This is a genomic window from Leucobacter sp. UT-8R-CII-1-4, from assembly GCF_030010235.1.
Taxonomy (GTDB): Bacteria; Actinomycetota; Actinomycetes; order Actinomycetales; family Microbacteriaceae; genus Leucobacter.
On sequence record NZ_JASCRS010000005.1, the window covers coordinates 74069 to 91721 of the forward strand.

19 protein-coding genes and 1 tRNA gene are annotated in these 17653 nt (G+C 58.4%); 11 read left to right on the plus strand and 9 right to left on the minus strand.

Going from position 1 to position 17653, the window contains the following annotated elements:
- Positions 1 to 45: 45 nt before the first annotated feature.
- Genes QBL02_RS11910 through QBL02_RS11925 form a run of 4 tightly spaced genes read left to right on the plus strand, consistent with a single transcriptional unit; the run spans position 46 to position 3556 of the window.
- Entirely contained in the window at positions 46 to 1317 is a 1272-nt protein-coding gene (locus tag QBL02_RS11910) for an FtsW/RodA/SpoVE family cell cycle protein (protein ID WP_282726647.1), read from the plus strand.
- A gap of 35 nt (positions 1318 to 1352) precedes the next feature.
- Complete coding sequence (locus QBL02_RS11915; RefSeq protein ID WP_282726648.1) at positions 1353 to 2369, plus strand: HAMP domain-containing sensor histidine kinase; 1017 nt, start codon at positions 1353 to 1355, stop codon at positions 2367 to 2369.
- Positions 2366 to 3028 (plus strand): response regulator transcription factor, encoded by a 663-nt coding sequence (locus QBL02_RS11920; protein WP_282726649.1) that lies wholly within the window; start codon positions 2366 to 2368, stop codon positions 3026 to 3028. The genes QBL02_RS11915 and QBL02_RS11920 overlap by 4 nt, the downstream gene beginning before the upstream one ends.
- A gap of 57 nt (positions 3029 to 3085) precedes the next feature.
- Positions 3086 to 3556 (plus strand): phage tail protein, encoded by a 471-nt coding sequence (locus tag QBL02_RS11925; protein ID WP_282726650.1) that lies wholly within the window; start codon positions 3086 to 3088, stop codon positions 3554 to 3556.
- Here QBL02_RS11925 and QBL02_RS11930 read toward each other — a convergent pair.
- Together QBL02_RS11930 and pdxY are read right to left on the minus strand one after the other, a co-directional pair.
- Entirely contained in the window at positions 3553 to 4254 is a 702-nt protein-coding gene (locus QBL02_RS11930) for a phosphatase PAP2 family protein (RefSeq protein ID WP_282726651.1), read from the minus strand. The genes QBL02_RS11925 and QBL02_RS11930 overlap by 4 nt on opposite strands.
- Before the next feature lie 4 nt (positions 4255 to 4258).
- On the minus strand, positions 4259 to 5110 hold the full coding sequence (gene pdxY / locus QBL02_RS11935; RefSeq protein WP_282726652.1) for a pyridoxal kinase PdxY: 852 nt from the start codon (positions 5108 to 5110) through the stop codon (positions 4259 to 4261).
- A 170-nt stretch (positions 5111 to 5280) separates the two neighbouring features.
- On the opposite strand from pdxY, the gene QBL02_RS11940 reads away from it, so the two are divergent.
- Both QBL02_RS11940 and gluQRS read left to right on the plus strand, forming a co-directional pair.
- Positions 5281 to 6039 carry an enoyl-CoA hydratase/isomerase family protein gene (locus tag QBL02_RS11940; protein WP_282726653.1) on the plus strand — a complete coding sequence of 253 codons (759 nt, stop codon included), beginning with the start codon at positions 5281 to 5283 and terminating at the stop codon, positions 6037 to 6039.
- An 85-nt stretch (positions 6040 to 6124) separates the two neighbouring features.
- A complete protein-coding gene (gluQRS, locus tag QBL02_RS11945) occupies positions 6125 to 7054 on the plus strand; it encodes a tRNA glutamyl-Q(34) synthetase GluQRS (protein WP_282726654.1) in 930 nt (309 codons plus the stop codon).
- Here gluQRS and QBL02_RS11950 read toward each other — a convergent pair.
- Positions 7051 to 7386 (minus strand): spore germination protein GerW family protein, encoded by a 336-nt coding sequence (locus QBL02_RS11950; protein WP_282726655.1) that lies wholly within the window; start codon positions 7384 to 7386, stop codon positions 7051 to 7053. The two genes, gluQRS and QBL02_RS11950, sit on opposite strands and share 4 nt — an antisense overlap.
- Positions 7387 to 7391: 5 nt before the next feature.
- Positions 7392 to 8183, minus strand: a complete 792-nt coding sequence (locus tag QBL02_RS11955; RefSeq protein ID WP_282726656.1) for an SGNH/GDSL hydrolase family protein — start codon at positions 8181 to 8183, stop codon at positions 7392 to 7394.
- A gap of 59 nt (positions 8184 to 8242) precedes the next feature.
- Between QBL02_RS11955 and QBL02_RS11960 the strand changes: the two genes are divergently transcribed.
- The 4 genes from QBL02_RS11960 (at position 8243) to QBL02_RS11975 (ending at position 13071) form a co-directional block, all read left to right on the plus strand.
- Positions 8243 to 10048 (plus strand): DEAD/DEAH box helicase, encoded by a 1806-nt coding sequence (locus QBL02_RS11960; protein WP_282726657.1) that lies wholly within the window; start codon positions 8243 to 8245, stop codon positions 10046 to 10048.
- Between the two features lie 71 nt (positions 10049 to 10119).
- Complete coding sequence (gene ybaK, locus QBL02_RS11965) at positions 10120 to 10617, plus strand: Cys-tRNA(Pro) deacylase (protein WP_282726658.1); 498 nt, start codon at positions 10120 to 10122, stop codon at positions 10615 to 10617.
- A gap of 157 nt (positions 10618 to 10774) precedes the next feature.
- Positions 10775 to 12559 (plus strand): BCCT family transporter, encoded by a 1785-nt coding sequence (locus tag QBL02_RS11970; protein ID WP_282726930.1) that lies wholly within the window; start codon positions 10775 to 10777, stop codon positions 12557 to 12559.
- A 125-nt stretch (positions 12560 to 12684) separates the two neighbouring features.
- Positions 12685 to 13071, plus strand: a complete 387-nt coding sequence (locus tag QBL02_RS11975; RefSeq protein ID WP_282726659.1) for a hypothetical protein — start codon at positions 12685 to 12687, stop codon at positions 13069 to 13071.
- A gap of 85 nt (positions 13072 to 13156) precedes the next feature.
- Here the strand turns inward: QBL02_RS11975 and QBL02_RS11980 are convergent.
- Positions 13157 to 13233, minus strand: a tRNA-Ile gene (locus QBL02_RS11980).
- Positions 13234 to 13365: 132 nt separating this feature from the next.
- Entirely contained in the window at positions 13366 to 14097 is a 732-nt protein-coding gene (locus QBL02_RS11985; protein ID WP_282726660.1) for a glutamine amidotransferase, read from the minus strand.
- Positions 14098 to 14238: 141 nt separating this feature from the next.
- Between QBL02_RS11985 and QBL02_RS11990 the strand changes: the two genes are divergently transcribed.
- On the plus strand, positions 14239 to 14778 hold the full coding sequence (locus QBL02_RS11990) for a DUF3145 family protein (RefSeq protein ID WP_282726661.1): 540 nt from the start codon (positions 14239 to 14241) through the stop codon (positions 14776 to 14778).
- Positions 14779 to 14977: 199 nt separating this feature from the next.
- Here the strand turns inward: QBL02_RS11990 and QBL02_RS11995 are convergent, their stop codons facing one another.
- The 3 genes from QBL02_RS11995 to QBL02_RS12005 form a co-directional block, all read right to left on the minus strand.
- On the minus strand, positions 14978 to 16219 hold the full coding sequence (locus QBL02_RS11995; RefSeq protein ID WP_282726662.1) for a beta-ketoacyl-[acyl-carrier-protein] synthase family protein: 1242 nt from the start codon (positions 16217 to 16219) through the stop codon (positions 14978 to 14980).
- Positions 16220 to 16329: 110 nt separating this feature from the next.
- Positions 16330 to 16578 carry an acyl carrier protein gene (locus QBL02_RS12000; protein WP_282726663.1) on the minus strand — a complete coding sequence of 83 codons (249 nt, stop codon included), beginning with the start codon at positions 16576 to 16578 and terminating at the stop codon, positions 16330 to 16332.
- A 51-nt stretch (positions 16579 to 16629) separates the two neighbouring features.
- On the minus strand, positions 16630 to 17634 hold the full coding sequence (locus QBL02_RS12005; RefSeq protein WP_282726664.1) for a beta-ketoacyl-ACP synthase III: 1005 nt from the start codon (positions 17632 to 17634) through the stop codon (positions 16630 to 16632).
- Between the last annotated feature and the right edge of the window lie 19 nt (positions 17635 to 17653).

A 17653-nucleotide genomic window follows, 5' to 3' on the forward strand; every position in this document is an offset into this window, starting at 1 on the left:
CTAAATCTTGGCGGCTTCTTGGTGAAGCTGTCAAAGACTGAGTGCATGACTACAGCCGGAGGCGACACTGAAGAATCGCGAGGGAATCGCTTGCGAGTTTGGTCGCTGCCGAGTGTGCAGAGCGCTCAGTCTTGGGTGCTGTCACTTGGCAGAGGCCCACTTCGTGCGTTGACTCTCGCACTGATCGCGATCGTGCTCCTGCTGGTCGGGATCGGCATCATCATGGTGCAGTCGGCAAGTCAGGTTGTGGCGGTGGCCAATGGGGAATTCCCGATCGAAGCTATGCTGCGACAGGGTGCCTATGCGGCACTCGGGCTTGCCGGGCTCGTTGTGTTTGCACGGCTTTCGACCGCCAGACTGCGCAAACTCTCCTGGTTGCTTTTGTTTTTGGGGCTGTGCCTGCAATTGCTGGTGTATTCACCGCTTGGATATGAGGCTGGTGGAAACCGTAATTGGCTGAGGCTCGGCCCAGTTTCGATGCAGCCAGCAGAGTTTATGAAACTTGTGCTCTTGCTCTGGGTCTCAAGCGTGATTGCGGCGAAGAAGCCATTGATGACCAAGTGGTTGCATGTTTGGTTGCCAATTTTGCCGGTCGTTGCGCTTTCGATGTTTATCAACGTGCTGGGTGGTGATCTTGGCACATTGATGGTGCTTGCCGTGCTGGTGTTCGGTTGCCTGTATTTCTCGCAGATTCGGCTGCGCATTTTGGCCGGTATTGCGCTGGTAGCGGCTCTCGGGATCGCGGTGATGACCATGATTAAGCCCAATCGGGTGTTTCGCGTTTTGCACTTCATGGAGGTTGATTGCCTCACTAACCGGGAACATGCCAACGACATGTGTTGGCAATCGCTCAATGGTTTTTGGGCTTTGGCCGGTGGCGGCGTGTTTGGTGTGGGAGTCGGAAATTCGAAAGCGAAATGGTCTTGGCTGCCCGAAGCCGAAACGGACTTTATCTTCGCAATTATTGGTGAAGAACTAGGGCTGATCGGCACGATCTCCGTGATCGCGCTCTACGTGGCTCTGATTGTGGTGCTTTTGGCGCTGATGGGCCGCTGCGTGATGCCGTTTTCAATCTCCGTGCTCGGCGGCCTGACCGCTTGGATCGGTGCGCAAATGATGATCAATATCGCGGTGGTGCTCGGATATGTGCCGGTGCTCGGAGTGCCCTTACCCTTTATCTCAGCCGGCGGCACCTCCCTCGTGTCGCTGCTTTTGGCCGTCGGTGCGGCGCTCGCGTGTATTCGAGAAGAGGCCAAATATTCCGGGCGAAGCGACGACAGCGTTCAGCCGCTTGGCAGTGCCGTCATGACAGAGTGAGTAGCACTGAGATAGGCGGGGCGAGCGGGTGAACTATGACGAATAATGCAGAAGACCTCACAAGAACCACTCCGGAAGAGCGGGTGTACCAGCGATCAGTTTCTACCATCACCTGGCAAATGATGGCGGTTTGCGCACTGCTCTTTGTGATCGGTGGAGCGGTGATTCTCGCCTTCGTATTCTGGCAAAGCAACCCGGCAGAGCTTGCGAAACCGCGTCAGGACAACGAAATTGAAGTACGAATTGACCCGGGTGAGTTCGCTTTTGCGCTTTTACTTTTGATTGCAGGTGCCGCTATTTGTTCGGGGATCACGGCTCGCCTGATTGCGAAACGCGCTGTCCGGCCTATCGATGAAGCGTTTCGCCTGCAGCGTCGATTTGTCGCTGACGTGAGCCATGAATTGCGCACCCCGCTCGCGGTACTCGGCGCGCGCACGCAGCAATTGGAATTGCTTACCGTCAAAGACGATCCCAGGTATGAGATTGTGCAAGCGCTTCGCGCCGATACCCGAATCATGTCTGAGGTCGTCACGAGCATGCTCGAGGCTGCCGCGCGTGGTGAACATAGCGAGGGATCCGCCAAACTCGAATCCACGATCGCCAGCGTCGTTGCCGATATGGTGGCGATCGCGAAAACTCAAGGAGTAATAATCGAGAGCGATGCCGCGCCCGCTTTTGTGGCCCTGCCAGAAGCACAGTTGCGCCGGGCTCTCATTGCGTTGCTAGACAATGCGATCCAGCACTCTCCAGTTGGCAGCACCGTTCGAGTGACAGGTGAGCGAATGCGAGAACACGCAGTTGTTACCGTGGCAGACCAGGGCGGCGGCATTCAAGGTATTGACCACCGTGCGGTGTTCACCCGCTTCGCCTATGGCAACGACACACCTGGTGCTGCTCGGCGCAAAAGCAATAATCTTGGGATCGGCCTGGCGCTGGTGCAAGAGCTCTGCTTGTCTCACGGCGGCGACGTGCGCGTAGCAACTTCGGGACCCCAGGGCACCGTGTTCGAAATGACGCTGCCGCTCGCGGGCACCACGAAGGCCGAACGTTGAAACGTCTGCTCCTGGTGGAGGACGATGCCCGGCTAGGCCCAATTATTCGCGATGTCCTCGCGCCTCAGTGGCACGTCACCCTGGTAGAAACAGCAGAGAACGCGCTGGATCTAGCAATCCGGGAGCCGTTTGACGTCATGATTGTAGATCGAGGCCTGCCTGGCATGAGTGGGGAACAAGCCGTGCAGGAATTTCGACGACGCAGTGTTGCCACTCCGATTCTGATTTTGAGCGCTCTCGGCCAGGTGCATGACCGAGTTGATGGGCTCGATGCGGGCGCAAACGACTATCTAGTGAAGCCTTTTGAATTTGAGGAACTCACGGCCCGGCTTCGTGCGCTCACCCGAGAATATGTATCACCGGGTCAGTGTCTCGAAATAGGTGACTGGCTCTTTTACCCTGACCATCGTGAAATAGTGTCACCCTATAGCGGGCGCGTGACGCTCACCGATACCGAGACAGCGTTGCTTTCGGTATTTGCGGCTGAACCCACTCGAGTGTTTTCGCGGGAGTATTTGCTCGCCCGTGTATTTGCGCACGGTGAGAGCGAAACCACCGTTGAGAGCTATGTGCACTACCTGCGCCGCAAAACCGATAAAGACCTCATTCGAACAATTCGCGGTCAGGGGTATCAGCTCGGTGTATCGCAGCTGCGCTGAGCAGGCGTAATATGGGTGCTCAGATTTGCTCCGTGAAGAACGAGAACTGAGGCACGCATGAGCATCGTAGATTTCAAAGAAGTAAGCACCGTAGGGCTTGAATCATCGCCAGTCGCTGAAGCACTTGCGGGACTTCGCGCCAATGAGGCACGGTATTTCTCAAACAAGTTTGAACGAGCCTTCGAGACCTATAGCGCTGAAGAACGACCAGACCTCGTGAACTACGTCGCGAAGGTGCTGAGCGACGAGCGTGACATTGTGATCACAGCAAAGGCGCTCGAAGCGGCAGAGCTAGAAGTCACAGGCGACCAGGGTCCGATTCGCTGGACCCACGTCTTTTACGAAGACGGCTTGGCCGTAAACGTGCTGTACACGCTCGCCGCTGGCGGAAAACGCGCTGTGGGGTTCAAACTTTCAGAGGGTATGGAGCCGCCCGTGGAACTTGAAGCGTTTAAATGGGCAAGGCAAAAGTCGAAACTAGCCGGAACTATTCGCGGCTCGTACTTTGTAGTAAAAGGCGAATACTAAACGCCACTTGGCGCTTCAACTGCTCGGTGTCTTGCACGTCGAGCAATCAGCTGAAGCATGATGACCCGCGCTAGCACAGCAACACTCCAGCCCAGCAGCGCGCCGGCGATGGTATCGCTCAGCCAATGCACGTGCACCGCCGTGCGGCTCCACATCATGAGGAGCACCCAGACTGTCGCCACTGCGCCGATTGTGACGGCAAGACGCGGCGAGACAGCGTTTCGAAAGCGTGCAGATCTCGTGAACAAGAAAAACAGTGTCGTTGCGAGCATTGCCGCGCCCATCGAGTGGCCCGAGGGGTAAGAAAAACCCGGCGGATCGAGCAGCGCATCGACTGGTCGCGGCCTTGCGACCACCATTTTGATGACCTCACTCGCGGCAACGGCAGTGAGCGCAGTCACCACCAGGATCAATCCCTCCTGAGTCTGCCTGCGCCAAAACAATAGGGCAGCAATAATGGCGACACAGATCCCAGATCCCACTGAGCTGCCGATTTTGGCGAGGGCAAACGCGAAACCTCCAAGCGCAGTGCCAGGCTGCACCCCGATGGCCTCGTGCCACCAGGCATCGGGGCCAATTGGAGCGCCACCGTTTGCCGCGAACACTCCGCCCAACACAAACACGAGAGTAAGCGCCCAGCACGCGGCGATGACCGTGCCACGGTGAGGTTGCTTGGCGAGGTACGGTGTTGCTGACATAGCGTTACCGTACCTGAATCACCTCAAAGCTGTGCTTCGGTGACACGTATGCGTCTTGAGATTCGATCAACTGCAGTTCGCGCGATCCAGCGTTCAAAGTGTTTTCGAGCAGCTCATACACGCTGGCGGCGGTGCGGCCGAGGGCAGCCGCAGCATCGCCGGACTCGCGCAGCTGGGCTGAGAACAGTGCTGCAGTGACATCACCAGAGCCATTCACCTTAAAAGGCAGCAGTGGTGTTTGCACGATCCAAGCGCCGGCCTCAGTCACTGCCAGCATTTCGATGGTGCCTTCTTCGCGATCCGGTCGGAGCACACTGGTAACGAGGACGTTCTTCGGGCCGTTCGCACGCACCAGATCGACCGAGACAAGCGTCTCTTCGATGGTGTGCGGATCCGTACCAGTGATGAACCCGAGCTCAAACTGGTTCGGCGTAATCAGATCAGCTTTCGGCACAACGCGGTCACGGATCAACGACTGGACCTCAGGGGCCACAGAGCAGCCGGAAGCCGCGCTACCAAGAACGGGATCGCAAGCGTAGAGCGCCTGTGGATTGCGCTCCTTCACGAGTGCAACGGCATCAAGAATCGCATCGCCAATATCGTTGCCACCCTGATATCCGCTCAAGACGAGGTCAACATCGTCGAGGCCACCGCGCGCGTCGATTCCGCGTACTACGTCGCGAACGTTGTCGCCGGTGAGCATTGGCCCACCCCAATCGCCGTACCCGGTGTGGTTCGAGAAGATCACGGTATAGACGGGCATAACTTCGTGGCCAATTCGCTGCAAGGGGAATACCGCAGCGGAATTACCGACGTGCCCATACGAGACCGAGCTCTGAATCGAGAGAATACGCATCTACCGATCATCTCATTCGGCGTGCACAATGAACCAAAGAATGCCGCAACTGAGTGCGAAACGGTCCATCATGCTTCAAGATTTCCGGGATACGATCGCTACTAGCGGCATTTTTGCACTCGTGACTGCACAGTGGCAGGGCGGGGTCGCACCAGCGAGAGGTGTATTGCATGAACGACTCGATCTTGAGCGAAGTATCCGACGGTATCGCCAGAATCATTCTGAACCGCCCAGACAAGCTGAACGCCTTCGGCGAAGACACCGCCGAAGCCTGGGCGAAGGTCACCACCGAAATCGTCGCGCGAGATGATGTGCGCGTGATTGTGCTCTCTGGCAAGGGCAGGGCATTTTGTGCCGGTGGAGATGTGCGGGCGATGGCAACCGCTGGCTTCAGCGAGGATCACATAGTCGAACTCGCTCACCTCATCAATCGAGGTCAGCGAGCTCTGCTCGAATCAGACATTCCCGTAATCGCTGCGGCTCACGGCACGACAGCGGGTGGCGGGCTTGGCGTGCTGCTCAATAGCGATTACGCGATCGTGGGTGAAAGCTCAAAGCTTGGCAGTATCTACGCGAAACTCGGACTCACCCCGGATCTCACCGTCACCGCGCTACTTGCCCGTGCCATCGGTGAGCGTCGCGCCCTGCAACTGGTGCTGCAGGATCGAATGCTGAGTGCAGCAGAGGCACTCGACTGGGGTCTCGTGGCTGAGGTAGTGCCTGATGACCAGGTGCTCGCCCGGGCTGAAGAGCTCGCCCTGGTAATCGCAAACCATGCGCCCCACGCTCGCGGTCAAGCGAAACGATTGGTGCGTGCAGCCTATGGGCGCAGCTTTGTAGAGTCCCTTCACGATGAGGCTCGCACCATCGGACGTGCGCTCTCGGGTGCAGAAGCCCCAACCCTGATTTCTGCTTTTATCGGAGGTTAGAGCCCGAAAACTCACAGGGCGCGTTGCGAAAAGCTGAAACGTTTGGCGCCCCTCACTGCCGCTGCTGCTGTGCCAAACTTGTGACATGACTACTCGCGGAGCAGGCCGATACGCGCCGAGCCCTTCTGGCAGGCTGCACCTTGGTAATCTGCGCACCGCGATGGTGGCCTGGCTGTTTGCGAAAAGCACTGGCCGAGACTTTGTGATGCGTATCGAAGACGTGGATCGTGGCCGAGACGCTGGTGCTGCTGATGAGCAGCTAGCCGAGCTGGCTGCCATTGGCATTGATTGGAATGGTGCGCCGGTGTACCAGACCGCACGGCGCACGCGGCACGAAGCGGCAATCGCAGAACTTGCCTCTCAGGGTCTCGTGTATGAGTGCACCTGCACTCGCAGAGAGATTCTTGAAGCGCCAAGCGCTCCGCATGCCGCGCCAGGTGCCTACCCGGGAACCTGCCGCAACCGCAGTGAAGCAGAGCGAACGGCGGCGCGGGCGGCGATTGCTCCGCGTGAACCGGCTCTCAGATTGCGTACCGATCTGCACGAAATGTCTTTCAACGATCTGCTGCTTGGTGAAGTCACCGCGGCAATCGACGATTTTGTGCTGCGACGGGGTGACGGCGCGATCGCCTACAACCTCGCAGTGGTGGTCGATGATGCTGACATGGGTGTCGACCAGGTTGTGCGCGGAGACGATCTTGCCTCCTCAACGCCAAGGCAAATACTGCTCCAGCAACTGCTTGGGTTGCCGACCCCAGAGTACGCGCACGTCGCGCTGGTGCTCGGGCCCAGCGGCGCGAGGCTCGCGAAACGCGATGGTGCGGTCACACTTGAAGACCTGGCAGAAGAAGGCATCTCGCCAGAAGACGTGCGCGATCAACTCGCCACGTCCCTTGGACTCATATCTGCGGGGGAGTCACTCAGCCTCGAACAGCTCGTGTCGCGCTTTGCGCCGAGCAAACTGCCGCGCGAGCCCTGGATCTGGCGACCCGAGGCTCGCGAAAACGACTGTTAGCGCTTGAACGCGCGAATCAGGCGCGCGATCGAACGACCAGCGACCCACACGAAGGGGATACCCACCGTGAGTAGCGCGATCGTGTTTGGCTCAAAGCGGGTGTAACCATCGCGGGTCACGTATGCTCCGGTTGGACAAGCGAAACCGCCGCCACCCCCGCCGGTGGCTGGTTCGCCGTTTTCGCCCTCAACGCCTTCGCCCGCGCCGAAGCCGTAGCTCACGATCGCGACCGGCACGATAGTCGTGCCGTCGAGGTCTACCGGATCACCGTAAGCGGCGTGAACGCCAACTGAGGTGACAGTGTCTGCAATCTGCTTCGTAATGCTGGCCATGTGTCTCAGTCTACGCTCTTCACGGCGCCAGGTTCAGGTCGTTTTGCAACGATATTGTCGCCCGATGAGACATGCTTAATGCGTCGCAGTACCCAGGGTACGAGGTGTTCGCGCGCCCACACCACGTCTTCTTGGCGAGCTTGCCGCCAGTTCTGCTGTGGCAGCGGCGGTGGATCAAGCGGCTTGAGGTCGTTTGGTACGTTGAGCGCGTCAAGCGCAGCCTTCGCAATAGTGTGATGGCCGAGCGAGTTGAGGTGCAGGCGATCATCTGCCCAGTAGCGAGGATCCTGCAGCTGCTCGATGGCCCACTGATCAACCACGATGCAGTCGTGACGCTGAGCTACCTTGCGAACGTTTTCGTTGTAGATCGCAACCTTGCCGCGAATTGAACGGAACACCGGCTGAAACGCAACATCAACACCGGTAAACACGATCACGGTCGCGCCAGTTTCGCGGAGCTTGCGCAAAATGTATTCGAGCTGCACTGCGACAGCGTCGGGATCGGCACCAGGGCGGATCACGTCATTGCCACCGGCGCAGATGCTTACCAGGTCTGGGCGAAGATCGAGGGCGGCCTCAAGCTGCTCTTCGGTGATCTGCCGAATCAGCTTGCCGCGAACGGCGAGATTTGCGTATGCGAAGTCTTCGTCCATGGTCGCAAGCACTTCGGCAAAGCGGTCTGCCCAGCCCCGAAGCCCGCCCGGGCTATCGGCTTCAGGGTCACCGACACCCTCCGTGAACGAGTCGCCGATCGCGACAAAACGTGACCATGGAAGCTCGGTTTTTTCTTCCGACACTCTGTTGCCCTCCTCGGTGCCTTCGATTACTTCATCCGTATCTACTAGTGTAGAGCGTCGTGATCGAGTCTGACCCTGCCCTGCACCTGCCGGGCACGAGTGCAGCTGAACACCTCCCGCCAAACTACCCTGATCGAGCCGCGAGGGGAACCGCTGGCACGCTGCGCGCGTGGCAGGAGGAAGCGATCGGTAAGTATCTCGAGAAGCAGCCGAGAGACTTTTTGGTTTCCGCAACGCCGGGCGCGGGCAAAACGACGTTCGCGCTGAGGCTCGCCGCGATCCTGCGCGCTAATCGCACGGTCACCCAGATTATTGTCGTTGCGCCCACCGAGCACTTGAAAATTCAGTGGGCCGACGCAGCAGCCAGGGGCGGTATTCACCTGAATCCGCGCTACTCAAACAACGATGGCACGGCTTATGGCCGCCGGTATCACGGTGTCGTTGTGACCTACGCTCAGATTGCGATGAAGCCGGTGCAGCATCGACTGCTGACCGAACGCGAAGACACCCTCGTGATTCTCGACGAGGTGCATCACGGCGGTGACGCACTTAGCTGGGGCGACGCGATTCGTGAGGCATACGGAAGCGCGAAACGTCGGCTCTCGCTTACCGGAACTCCGTTTCGCTCTGATGACGCCACGATTCCGTTCGTTGAGTACTTGCCGCAGCCCGACGGTTCGAAGGTTTCGGCAACTGACTACGGTTACGGTTACGACCGGGCGCTCGAGGATGGCGTTGTTCGTCCCGTGATTTTTATGGTCTATGCGGGCGAAATGCGTTGGCAGACTTCAGCTGGCGAAGAGATGCACGCGCGACTTGGCGAGGGAAACACAAAGGACATCACCTCTCAAGCCTGGCGCACCGCACTTGACCCGGCAGGCGACTGGATTGCGAAAGTGCTGCAAGCAGCCGATCGCCGCCTGACTGAAGTGCGCGAAAACATTCCAGACGCTGGTGGTCTGGTAATTGCCACCGATCACTCTTCGGCAAAGGCCTACGCAGTGCTGCTTGAGCAGATGACGGGGGAGCCGGTTGCGCTGATTCTCTCTGACGACTCTGGCTCGAGCGACCGAATCGACGAGTATTCGAAAGCGGAAACTCGTTGGATGGTTGCTGTTCGAATGGTGTCCGAGGGTGTGGACGTGCCACGTCTCGCCGTCGGTGTTTACGCGACGAGCTCTTCGACTCCGCTGTTCTTTGCTCAGGCAATTGGCCGTTTTGTGCGATTGCGACGTAAGGGTGAGGTCGCCTCGGTATTCATCCCGAATGTTCCCGCCTTGATGCAACTCGCTGCTGAGCTTGAGAAGCAACGCGGTCACGTGCTTGACGCAGTCGGCAGTGCTGAGGAAATGTGGGATGCCGAAGCAGCGCTCATGGCCGAGGCGGAACGCGAGGAGCGGGCATCAGAAGACCTCACCGCCGAGTTCAAGTACGAAGCTCTGTCCTCTGATGCGCACTTCGACCGTGCGGTCTTTGACGGTGCTGAGTTTGGCGGTTATGCCGAGGTTGAGAGCGAAGAAGAGCTCGACTTCCTTGGTCTGCCCGGTCTGCTTGAACCGCATGAAGTTCGTACCTTGCTGTTGCAGCGACAAGCCAGACAGGCAAAACGGTCCGCGGTGAAGCAGGGCATTCTTGAGCACGCACCTGAAAAGGCTGAGGCTCCGCAGGCGCTGCATCGCACCCTCGGCGAACAGCGCAAGCTGCTCAACAGCTTGGTGGGAATGTACTCTCGGGTGAGTGGTGATCCGCACGCCTCTATCCACACTGAGTTGCGCAGAATTTGTGGCGGCCCGGCCGTCGCCCAGGCTAGTGTCACCCAGTTGCAGCAGCGCATTGAATTGCTGCGACGCAGGCTCGGCAATTAAGCACAGCTCTCACACCTCCTGGGTGAGACACACCCCCGAAGCCACACGAACGCACTCGATAGGGTAGAAGTATGGCGAAAAAACAGGCGGCAGCTGGTGGCTCGACTCCCGCAACCGTGTTGCTCGGCAAACTCGGCATTCCATTTGAGATTCGTGCGTATCAGCACGATCCGAGTGTCACCGACTTTGGCAATGAGGCCGCCGAAGCGCTGGGAGTTGATCCAGCGCAGATTTTTAAGACGCTGCTCGCAGAGGCAGACGGCCAATTGGTAGTCGGCATTGTTCCGGTGGCCGGGCAGCTTGACCTCAAAGCACTTGCCGCCGCTGTCGGTGCGCGCAAAGCCGTGATGGCGAACCCCGCGCTCGCTGAGAAGAAAACAGGATATGTCGTCGGCGGCATTAGCCCTATTGGCCAACGCACCAAGCTGCGCACCGTGCTCGACGAAACAGCTCTCGAACTCAGCACAGTGCTGGTGTCTGGTGGCCGTCGCGGCCTAGATATCGAGATCGCTCCGGCAGACCTCAAGCGCGCTACAGACGCGAGCACCGCAAATATCGCACGATCGTGACCTAAATATCCTTGCGTGTCGGGCAGATGCGCGCGAAGGTATATGAGGAAGTGGCTCGCCATCGGTGAGTCGGATATTGCGTGAGTGTGTGAGGTACGGCGAGTTGGACGAGAATAAAGCTGAGGCGACGCAGCCCGAAACAGGTGCTGCGGCGGCAATTCCTGCCGAGCCCGGGTTGCCAGAAACCGTGCATCTGCCGCGCTCGGTGCAGATCGCTGAAGACGATACCGACGCTCAAATCACCGCCAAACTGCGTCGCCACGGAGTACGAATCGGCAAAGGCATGATTTCGCCACGCGTATTCTGGCCCGCACTGATCACAATTCTCGCGGTGTCGGTGTTTGCCATCGTCGCGCCGAAGGTCGCCGGCCAAACCTTTAACGCAGTGCAAGACTGGATCGTGGCGAACCTCGGCTGGTATTACATGATCATCGTGGCGCTATTTATCGCGGTCGCTGGATCCATCGCATTCTCACGGCTTGGTCGCATCCGCTTGGGACGTGACGATGATGAGCCCGAATTTGGTGTGATGTCTTGGTTCGCGATGCTCTTTGCCGCGGGCATGGGCATCGGTCTGGTCTTTTACGGCGTTGGCGAACCGCTCACGTATGCCACTGTGCAGCCGAAACCCGGATGGGAAGGCTCGCAGGCAGAGCTTGCTGGTCTCGCGATGGCTCAGACGTTCGTGCACTGGGGCCTGCACCCGTGGGCGATCTATGCCGTGATCGGGCTCTCGGTCGCGTATGCGATTCACCGCCGAGGCCGTCCCGTATCGATTCGATGGTCACTCGAACCGCTTTTCGGCAATCGGGTAAAGGGCTGGGTGGGTGACCTCATCGATGTACTCGCAATTTTTGGCACGGTGTTTGGTGTCGCAACTTCACTCGGACTTGGCGTGCAGCAAATCTCGGCAGGCATGGTTGAGATTGGCATCGTAGACAAAGTCGACAACACCCTGCTTGTGGTGCTGATCCTCGCGATTAGCTTTATCGCGATGCTCTCGGTTGTGAGCGGCATCGGTGCAGGCATGAAGTGGCTGTCGAACATCAACCTTTCGATGGCCACCCTGCTCCTCCTGAGCGTCTTGCTGCTTGGCCCGACGCTCTTTTTGTTGCAAAACTTCACCGAGTCAATCGGCTTTTACCTGGCAAACTTTTTCCAGATGAGTTTCGACGTCGGTGCATACCAGCGCGGCGAAGCAACCAGTTGGTTTGCGAACTGGACGATTTTTTACTGGGGTTGGTGGATCTCTTGGTCGCCATTTGTTGGCATCTTTATCGCGAGAATCTCGCGCGGGCGCACCGTTCGGGAGTTCATCGCAGGCGTAATGCTAGTGCCATCACTTGTCGGTTTTCTCTGGTTCTCGGTGATGGGCGGCAGCGGTCTTTACCGGCAGCTCTTTGGCGAGGGCGACCTGGTTGAGAACGGTGCAGTAAACGTCGAAAGCGCGCTCTTTAAAGTGCTGGGTGATTTGCCCCTTGGCACCATCTTCTCGCTGCTTGGAATCGTACTCATCGCGATCTTCTTTATTACTTCTTCGGACTCCGGATCGCTCGTTGTCGACATGCTGGCCTCTGGCGGGCACCCGAACCCGCCGACCTGGTCGCGCGTGCTCTGGGCGCTGCTGCAGGGAGTGGTAGCTATCGCGCTGCTGCTTGCCGGTGGATTGCAGTCTCTGCAGGCGGCTGCTCTTGCTACTGCGTTGCCGTTTAGCGTCGTGCTACTCCTGATGAGTTGGGCAACCCTGAAGGCGCTGCGCATCGACTTTAAGGTGCTTGATCGCGCGCGCAAGATTGAGCAGCTAGAGCTCGTTACCGAGCACATTACGAATGAGTTGACCGATTCGATTCAAGAGAACGCTGAGCTTGAATCTTGGGTTGATGATCGAATTGATTACCGGATCACCCGGTCCCGCGGTGCAGGGCGCCGCAAAGGTCAGTAAATCTCTAGCGGCTGTCTAGCTTTTGCCGTTTGGTCAGCCGTAATTCTTGAGCCCTGGAATCAATAATGCGTAGCTCTCCCGGTACTGCAGGAGTAAGCTTCGGATAACAACGCAAGGAGCTAGCAATGTCTCACGTTTCAGCAATCGAATCTGCTTTTGTCTCACTCGATAGCCTCGCCGAAACTGGCGGCCAAAGCCTCAACTTTATTTGGTGGATCGCAGGCATTCTGGTGCTCGCAGGTCTGGTGATTGTTTTCGCCGCGGTCGCTTCGAAGCGCAAGCGTGCGGCGGCCGAGACCCCGGCTGAGTTCGTCGCAGCCGAGACCGCAGCTTCGGCTACTGAGGCCGAGGGTGCCAACCTCGCTGAATCTGCCGCGACTGCCGCTCATGCTGAGCCTGCCGCTCATGCTGAGCCTGCCGCTCAAGCTGAGCCTGCTGCACCCGCCGTAGAAGCCAGCCCCGAAGATGCTGATCCAGCATCTGAAAACGAGAACCCAAACGAAACGAAGTAGCTTCACGCTCGCTCGCTTCCAAGGCAACACAAAAGCCCCCTCGACAAACCGAGGGGGCTTTTGTTGCTGCCACCAAAGGTGAACTTGGTAGGGCGTGTGGGGCTTGAACCCACGACCGAAGGATTATGAGTCCTTTGCTCTAACCGACTGAGCTAACGCCCCTTGGCAACCTCTCTAGCTTAGTCGAAGCCCAACGCCATTGCTCGGCCAAGCGTTCGTTTTCTTGTGCAGCGAGTATCTTGAGTTGGGGCGTCAAACAACTATCAGGGCAATGGCAGGGCGATCCAGCGTTCGCTAGCGCAGATACTGCTCGGTGAATCGCGAGAGCACCATCTGTGAAGCACGTACGTCGGCCTGCTGAATACGCTGAATCAGGGCCTCGACCTCACCGGGGTCAAAGTAGCCGTGGTCAACATAAGCGTGAATACGCGAGGTCATGGCAGCGCCATCGAGTTCGGGGTGAAACTGTGTGGCGTAGACGTTTTCGCCAACCCGAAACGCCTGAACCGGACAGTTCGGTGAGCTCGCCAGCACGGTGAGGTGCTCTGGAACCTCACTGATGGCCTCTTTGTGCCCGACAAAAGCGTCAAATTCGGTGGGCAGTTCGCCCAGCAGCGGATCGGCCTGGCCAGCCTCGGTCATATGAATTCTGGTGGCTTGTGTGCTCTCGCCAAAGGTGCGATCAACACGAGCGCCCTGATGCGTGCCGATGGTGCCAATGCCGTAGCAGATTCCTAGGAACGGAAAATCGCGATCGACTACCCGGTCGAGCAGCATTGCGAGGTCTCGTTCAACGCGTAGTTCGTTCTCTGACTTCGTATCGTCTGGCTCGCTGACGGTGAAGGGACTGCCCGCCAGAATAATGCCGGAATAGCGGTCTAGATCGATCGTGGCGAGGGGTTCCTGGTCCATTCGGATCCAGGCCAGATCTTCGGGCAGCAGGCCCGTGAGCTTGCAATAGGAAGCGTGTTCCTCGGCGGCAATGTCTTTGTCGTCGCGTGTCGTAATCAGGAGGAACGGTTTCACCCCTCAAACTTACCTGAGAGTTGCCTGCCGCCAGAACTCAGATCGTTTGCTGTAGCCCGGCAAACGTGGGAGACTCGTGGCGACACCATGCAACCGGTGTTTCGACGTTGGGGAAGACGTTTCGAAGCGAAGGGAGCAGCGATGTCGATACCAACCACGTCTGCGGAGGCTCAAACATCGGTCGCGACGGGGGTGCTTTTTGTGCACTCATGCCCACGAGCACTTGTGCCGCATGTCGAATGGGCGCTTGCCCGAGAAATTGGCAAAGTTGTGAAGCTCGACTGGCAGCCACAGCCACTATTGCCGAACATGATGCGCACAACCGCGGACTGGCGCGGACTGCCTCGCACAGCAGCTGCCGTCGCCACCTCTCTCTTTGGGTGGCAACAATTACGGTTTGAGATCACCGAAAACCAACGCTCTTCGGGCGACGCGCAGCGCATCATGTATACGCCTGCCCTCGGGATCTTCACGATGCAGACCGACGCCTCGGGCAACGCTTTGCTCACCGAGAACGCGATACGCACGGTGCTTGACGAGGCTGCTGGCGATGTCGCTGCGATCGAGCGGGGTTTTGCTATCGCCCTAGGCGAAGCGTGGGATCGGGAGCTTGACCCTTTCCGCGCAGCCGAAGAGGGCGATGCGACCATTTTTGTGCTGCCGAGACTGAACGCAGGGTGATCCACCGTCCTGAACGCAAACGGCGCCCCAGCTCTGAAAGCTCGGGCGCCGTTTCGCTTTTAATTTGGAATCGCTACGCGTCGTAGGAGCGAATAGCGACTACGGCGTTATGGCCCGGCCAGCCGCTAAAGAACAAAGCAGGGCTTTGTTTGCGGCTACGCCGCGTGAGCCCACCGGCTCACGTAGGGCTAGCGAAATGTTACGCGTCGTAGGAGCGAATAGCGACTACGGCGTTATGGCCCCCAAACCCGAACGAGTTCGAGAGCGCGAGCTGCGGGCCATCACCGAGTGGCTGCGGATCGACCGACACCGAAAGCGGAGTCGCGGGATCCTGGTTCACCAGGTTGATAGTTGGGGGAGCCACACGATTCTTCACGGCGAGCACGGTGAAGAGCGCCTCAAGTGCTCCGGTGCCGCCGAGCAAGTGACCGGTTGCGGCCTTGGTCGCCGATACGGGGATGGTGTTGACTCGGTCGCCGAAGACCTTTGCAAGCGCCGTGTACTCGTTGGGATCGCCCACAGGGGTCGAAGTCGCGTGAGCATTCACGTGAGTAACCTCATCGGCTGTTGCACCTGCCTGGGCAAGCGCAAGCTCAATCGCGCGGATCGCACCGTGACCCTCAGGGTCGTTCGCGGTGATGTGGTACGAGTCAGCAGTTACGCCGCCACCGGCAATTTCAGCGTAAATCTTTGCGCCACGTGCGAGCGCGTGTTCTTCGGTCTCAAGCACGAGCGCCGCAGCACCCTCGCCCATGACGAAGCCGTCGCGGTCAATGCTGTACGGGCGTGATGCGGTCTCTGGCGAATCGTTTCGCTTCGAGAGAGCCTGCATCGAATTGAACGAGGTGATCGTGATCGGGTGGATCGCGGCCTCTGAACCGCCCGCGATCACAACGTCAGCGAGGCCTGCCTGCAGGTGCTCGAACGCATTGTGGATCGACTCGGTGCTCGACGCGCATGCCGAAGCAACGGTGCGTGCGTAGGCCCGAGCTTCAAGGTGCATCGAGACGGCGGCAGCTGGTGCGTTCGGCATGAGCATCGGCACGGTCAGCGGCATCACGCGGCGTGGGCCGCTCTCGCGCAGGGTGTCCCATGCGTCAAGCAGCGACCAGACGCCACCAATGCCGGTGGCCCAATCGACACCGAGACGCTCCGAAGGAACTTCGGGTGATCCCGCGTCAGCAAATGCTTCCATTGCCGCTACGAGGGCAAACTGGCTCGACGGATCGAGGCGCTTTGCGACTGGGCGTGCCAGCACTTCGCTTGGCTTTACACGAGCCTGGCCGGCAAACTTCACAGCCAGATCGTACTTTTCTACCCAGTCGTACTCAAGTGTGCGTACGCCTGATTCGCCGGCAAGTAGCGATTCCCAGCTCTCGCTGGCAGTGCCACCGATAGGTGACGATGCACCGATGCCAGTGACGACGATCTTTTTACTCATGGTCGCGCTCCGTATACGAACTGGGAGTGGAAAGGGGGAAAGTTTTTGGGGGAGTGAACCGAGGGGCAGACGGCAAATGTCTGCCCCCGGATCAGCTACCGAAAAGAGGGTTAGGCCTGTGCGCCTGCGATGAAGGTAACAGCGTCACCAACAGTCTTGAGGTTCTTTACTTCCTCGTCAGGGATCTTGACGTCGAACTTCTCTTCTGCGTTGACAACGATGGTCATCATCGAGATCGAGTCGATGTCGAGGTCATCGGTGAACGACTTGTCGAGTGCGACAGCGTCTGGCGCAATGCCGGTCTCGTCGTTGATGAGCTCTGCCAGGCCGGCCAGAATTTCTTCGTTGCTGTATGCCATTTTGTTCTCCTAGGTAGTGGTGGCTTGAATGAGTTTAGTAAGTGACTGCACTTATGGCAGTTCAACAACCTGCGCGCCGTAGACAAGACCGGCACCAAAACCGATCTGCAGGGCAAGACCACCTGAAAGTTCCGGGTGTTCTTCGAGCAGGGCGTGCATTGCCAGCGGGATCGAAGCGGCAGAGGTGTTTCCTTGCATTTCGATATCGCGAGCAATAACAACTGATTCGGGAAGCTTCAATTGCTTCGCAAATTCGTCAATGATGCGCAGGTTAGCCTGGTGCGGAATAAACGCGGCAAGATCTGCCGCCTCAATACCGGCAGCCTCAAGGGTCTGCTTGGCAACCTTGGCCATCTCCCAGACTGCCCAGCGGAATACCGTCTGGCCATCCTGGCGAAGTGTAGGGAATCCAACCTCAAGTGGGTTTGCGCGGTACTCGCCGAAGCTGGCGTGCATACGAATCGCATCCCACTTTTCACCGTCGCTGCCCCAAACTGTTGGGCCAATGCCGGCATGATCGGATGCACCAATAACTACGGCACCGGCACCATCGGCAAGCAGCATTGAAATTGAGCGATCCGTTGGATCAACCAGCTCTGAAAGCTTCTCAGCGCCGATCACAAGTACGTTCTTGCAGACACCCGAACGCACGAGTGCGTCTGCCTGACCGACGCCGTAGGCGTATCCTGCGCAGGCTGCCGAAAGATCAAATGCGGCAGCTGGGGCAATGCCCAGGCGGTACGCAGCAAGTGAAGCCATCGAAGGTGTGACTGCAACGTTCGAGATGGTGCTGATGATGACACCATCGATCTCGCTGCGATCAAGACCGCTGCGAACGATTGCTTCTTCTGCAGCGGCTACTGCCAGATCAACAGCGAGCACATCTTTCCCGGCGTAGCGACGCTGGATGATGCCAGTGCGCTGGCGGATCCACTCATCTGAAGAGTCGATTGGACCCACGATGTCATCGTTTGGTACGTCGATTTCGCCGCGGGCTGCGCCCACCGAAAGAATTCGCGTGTGCGCTGGGCCGGAAAGTTGGGTCAGCATTGCCATGATTGCTTTTGCTCCTAAG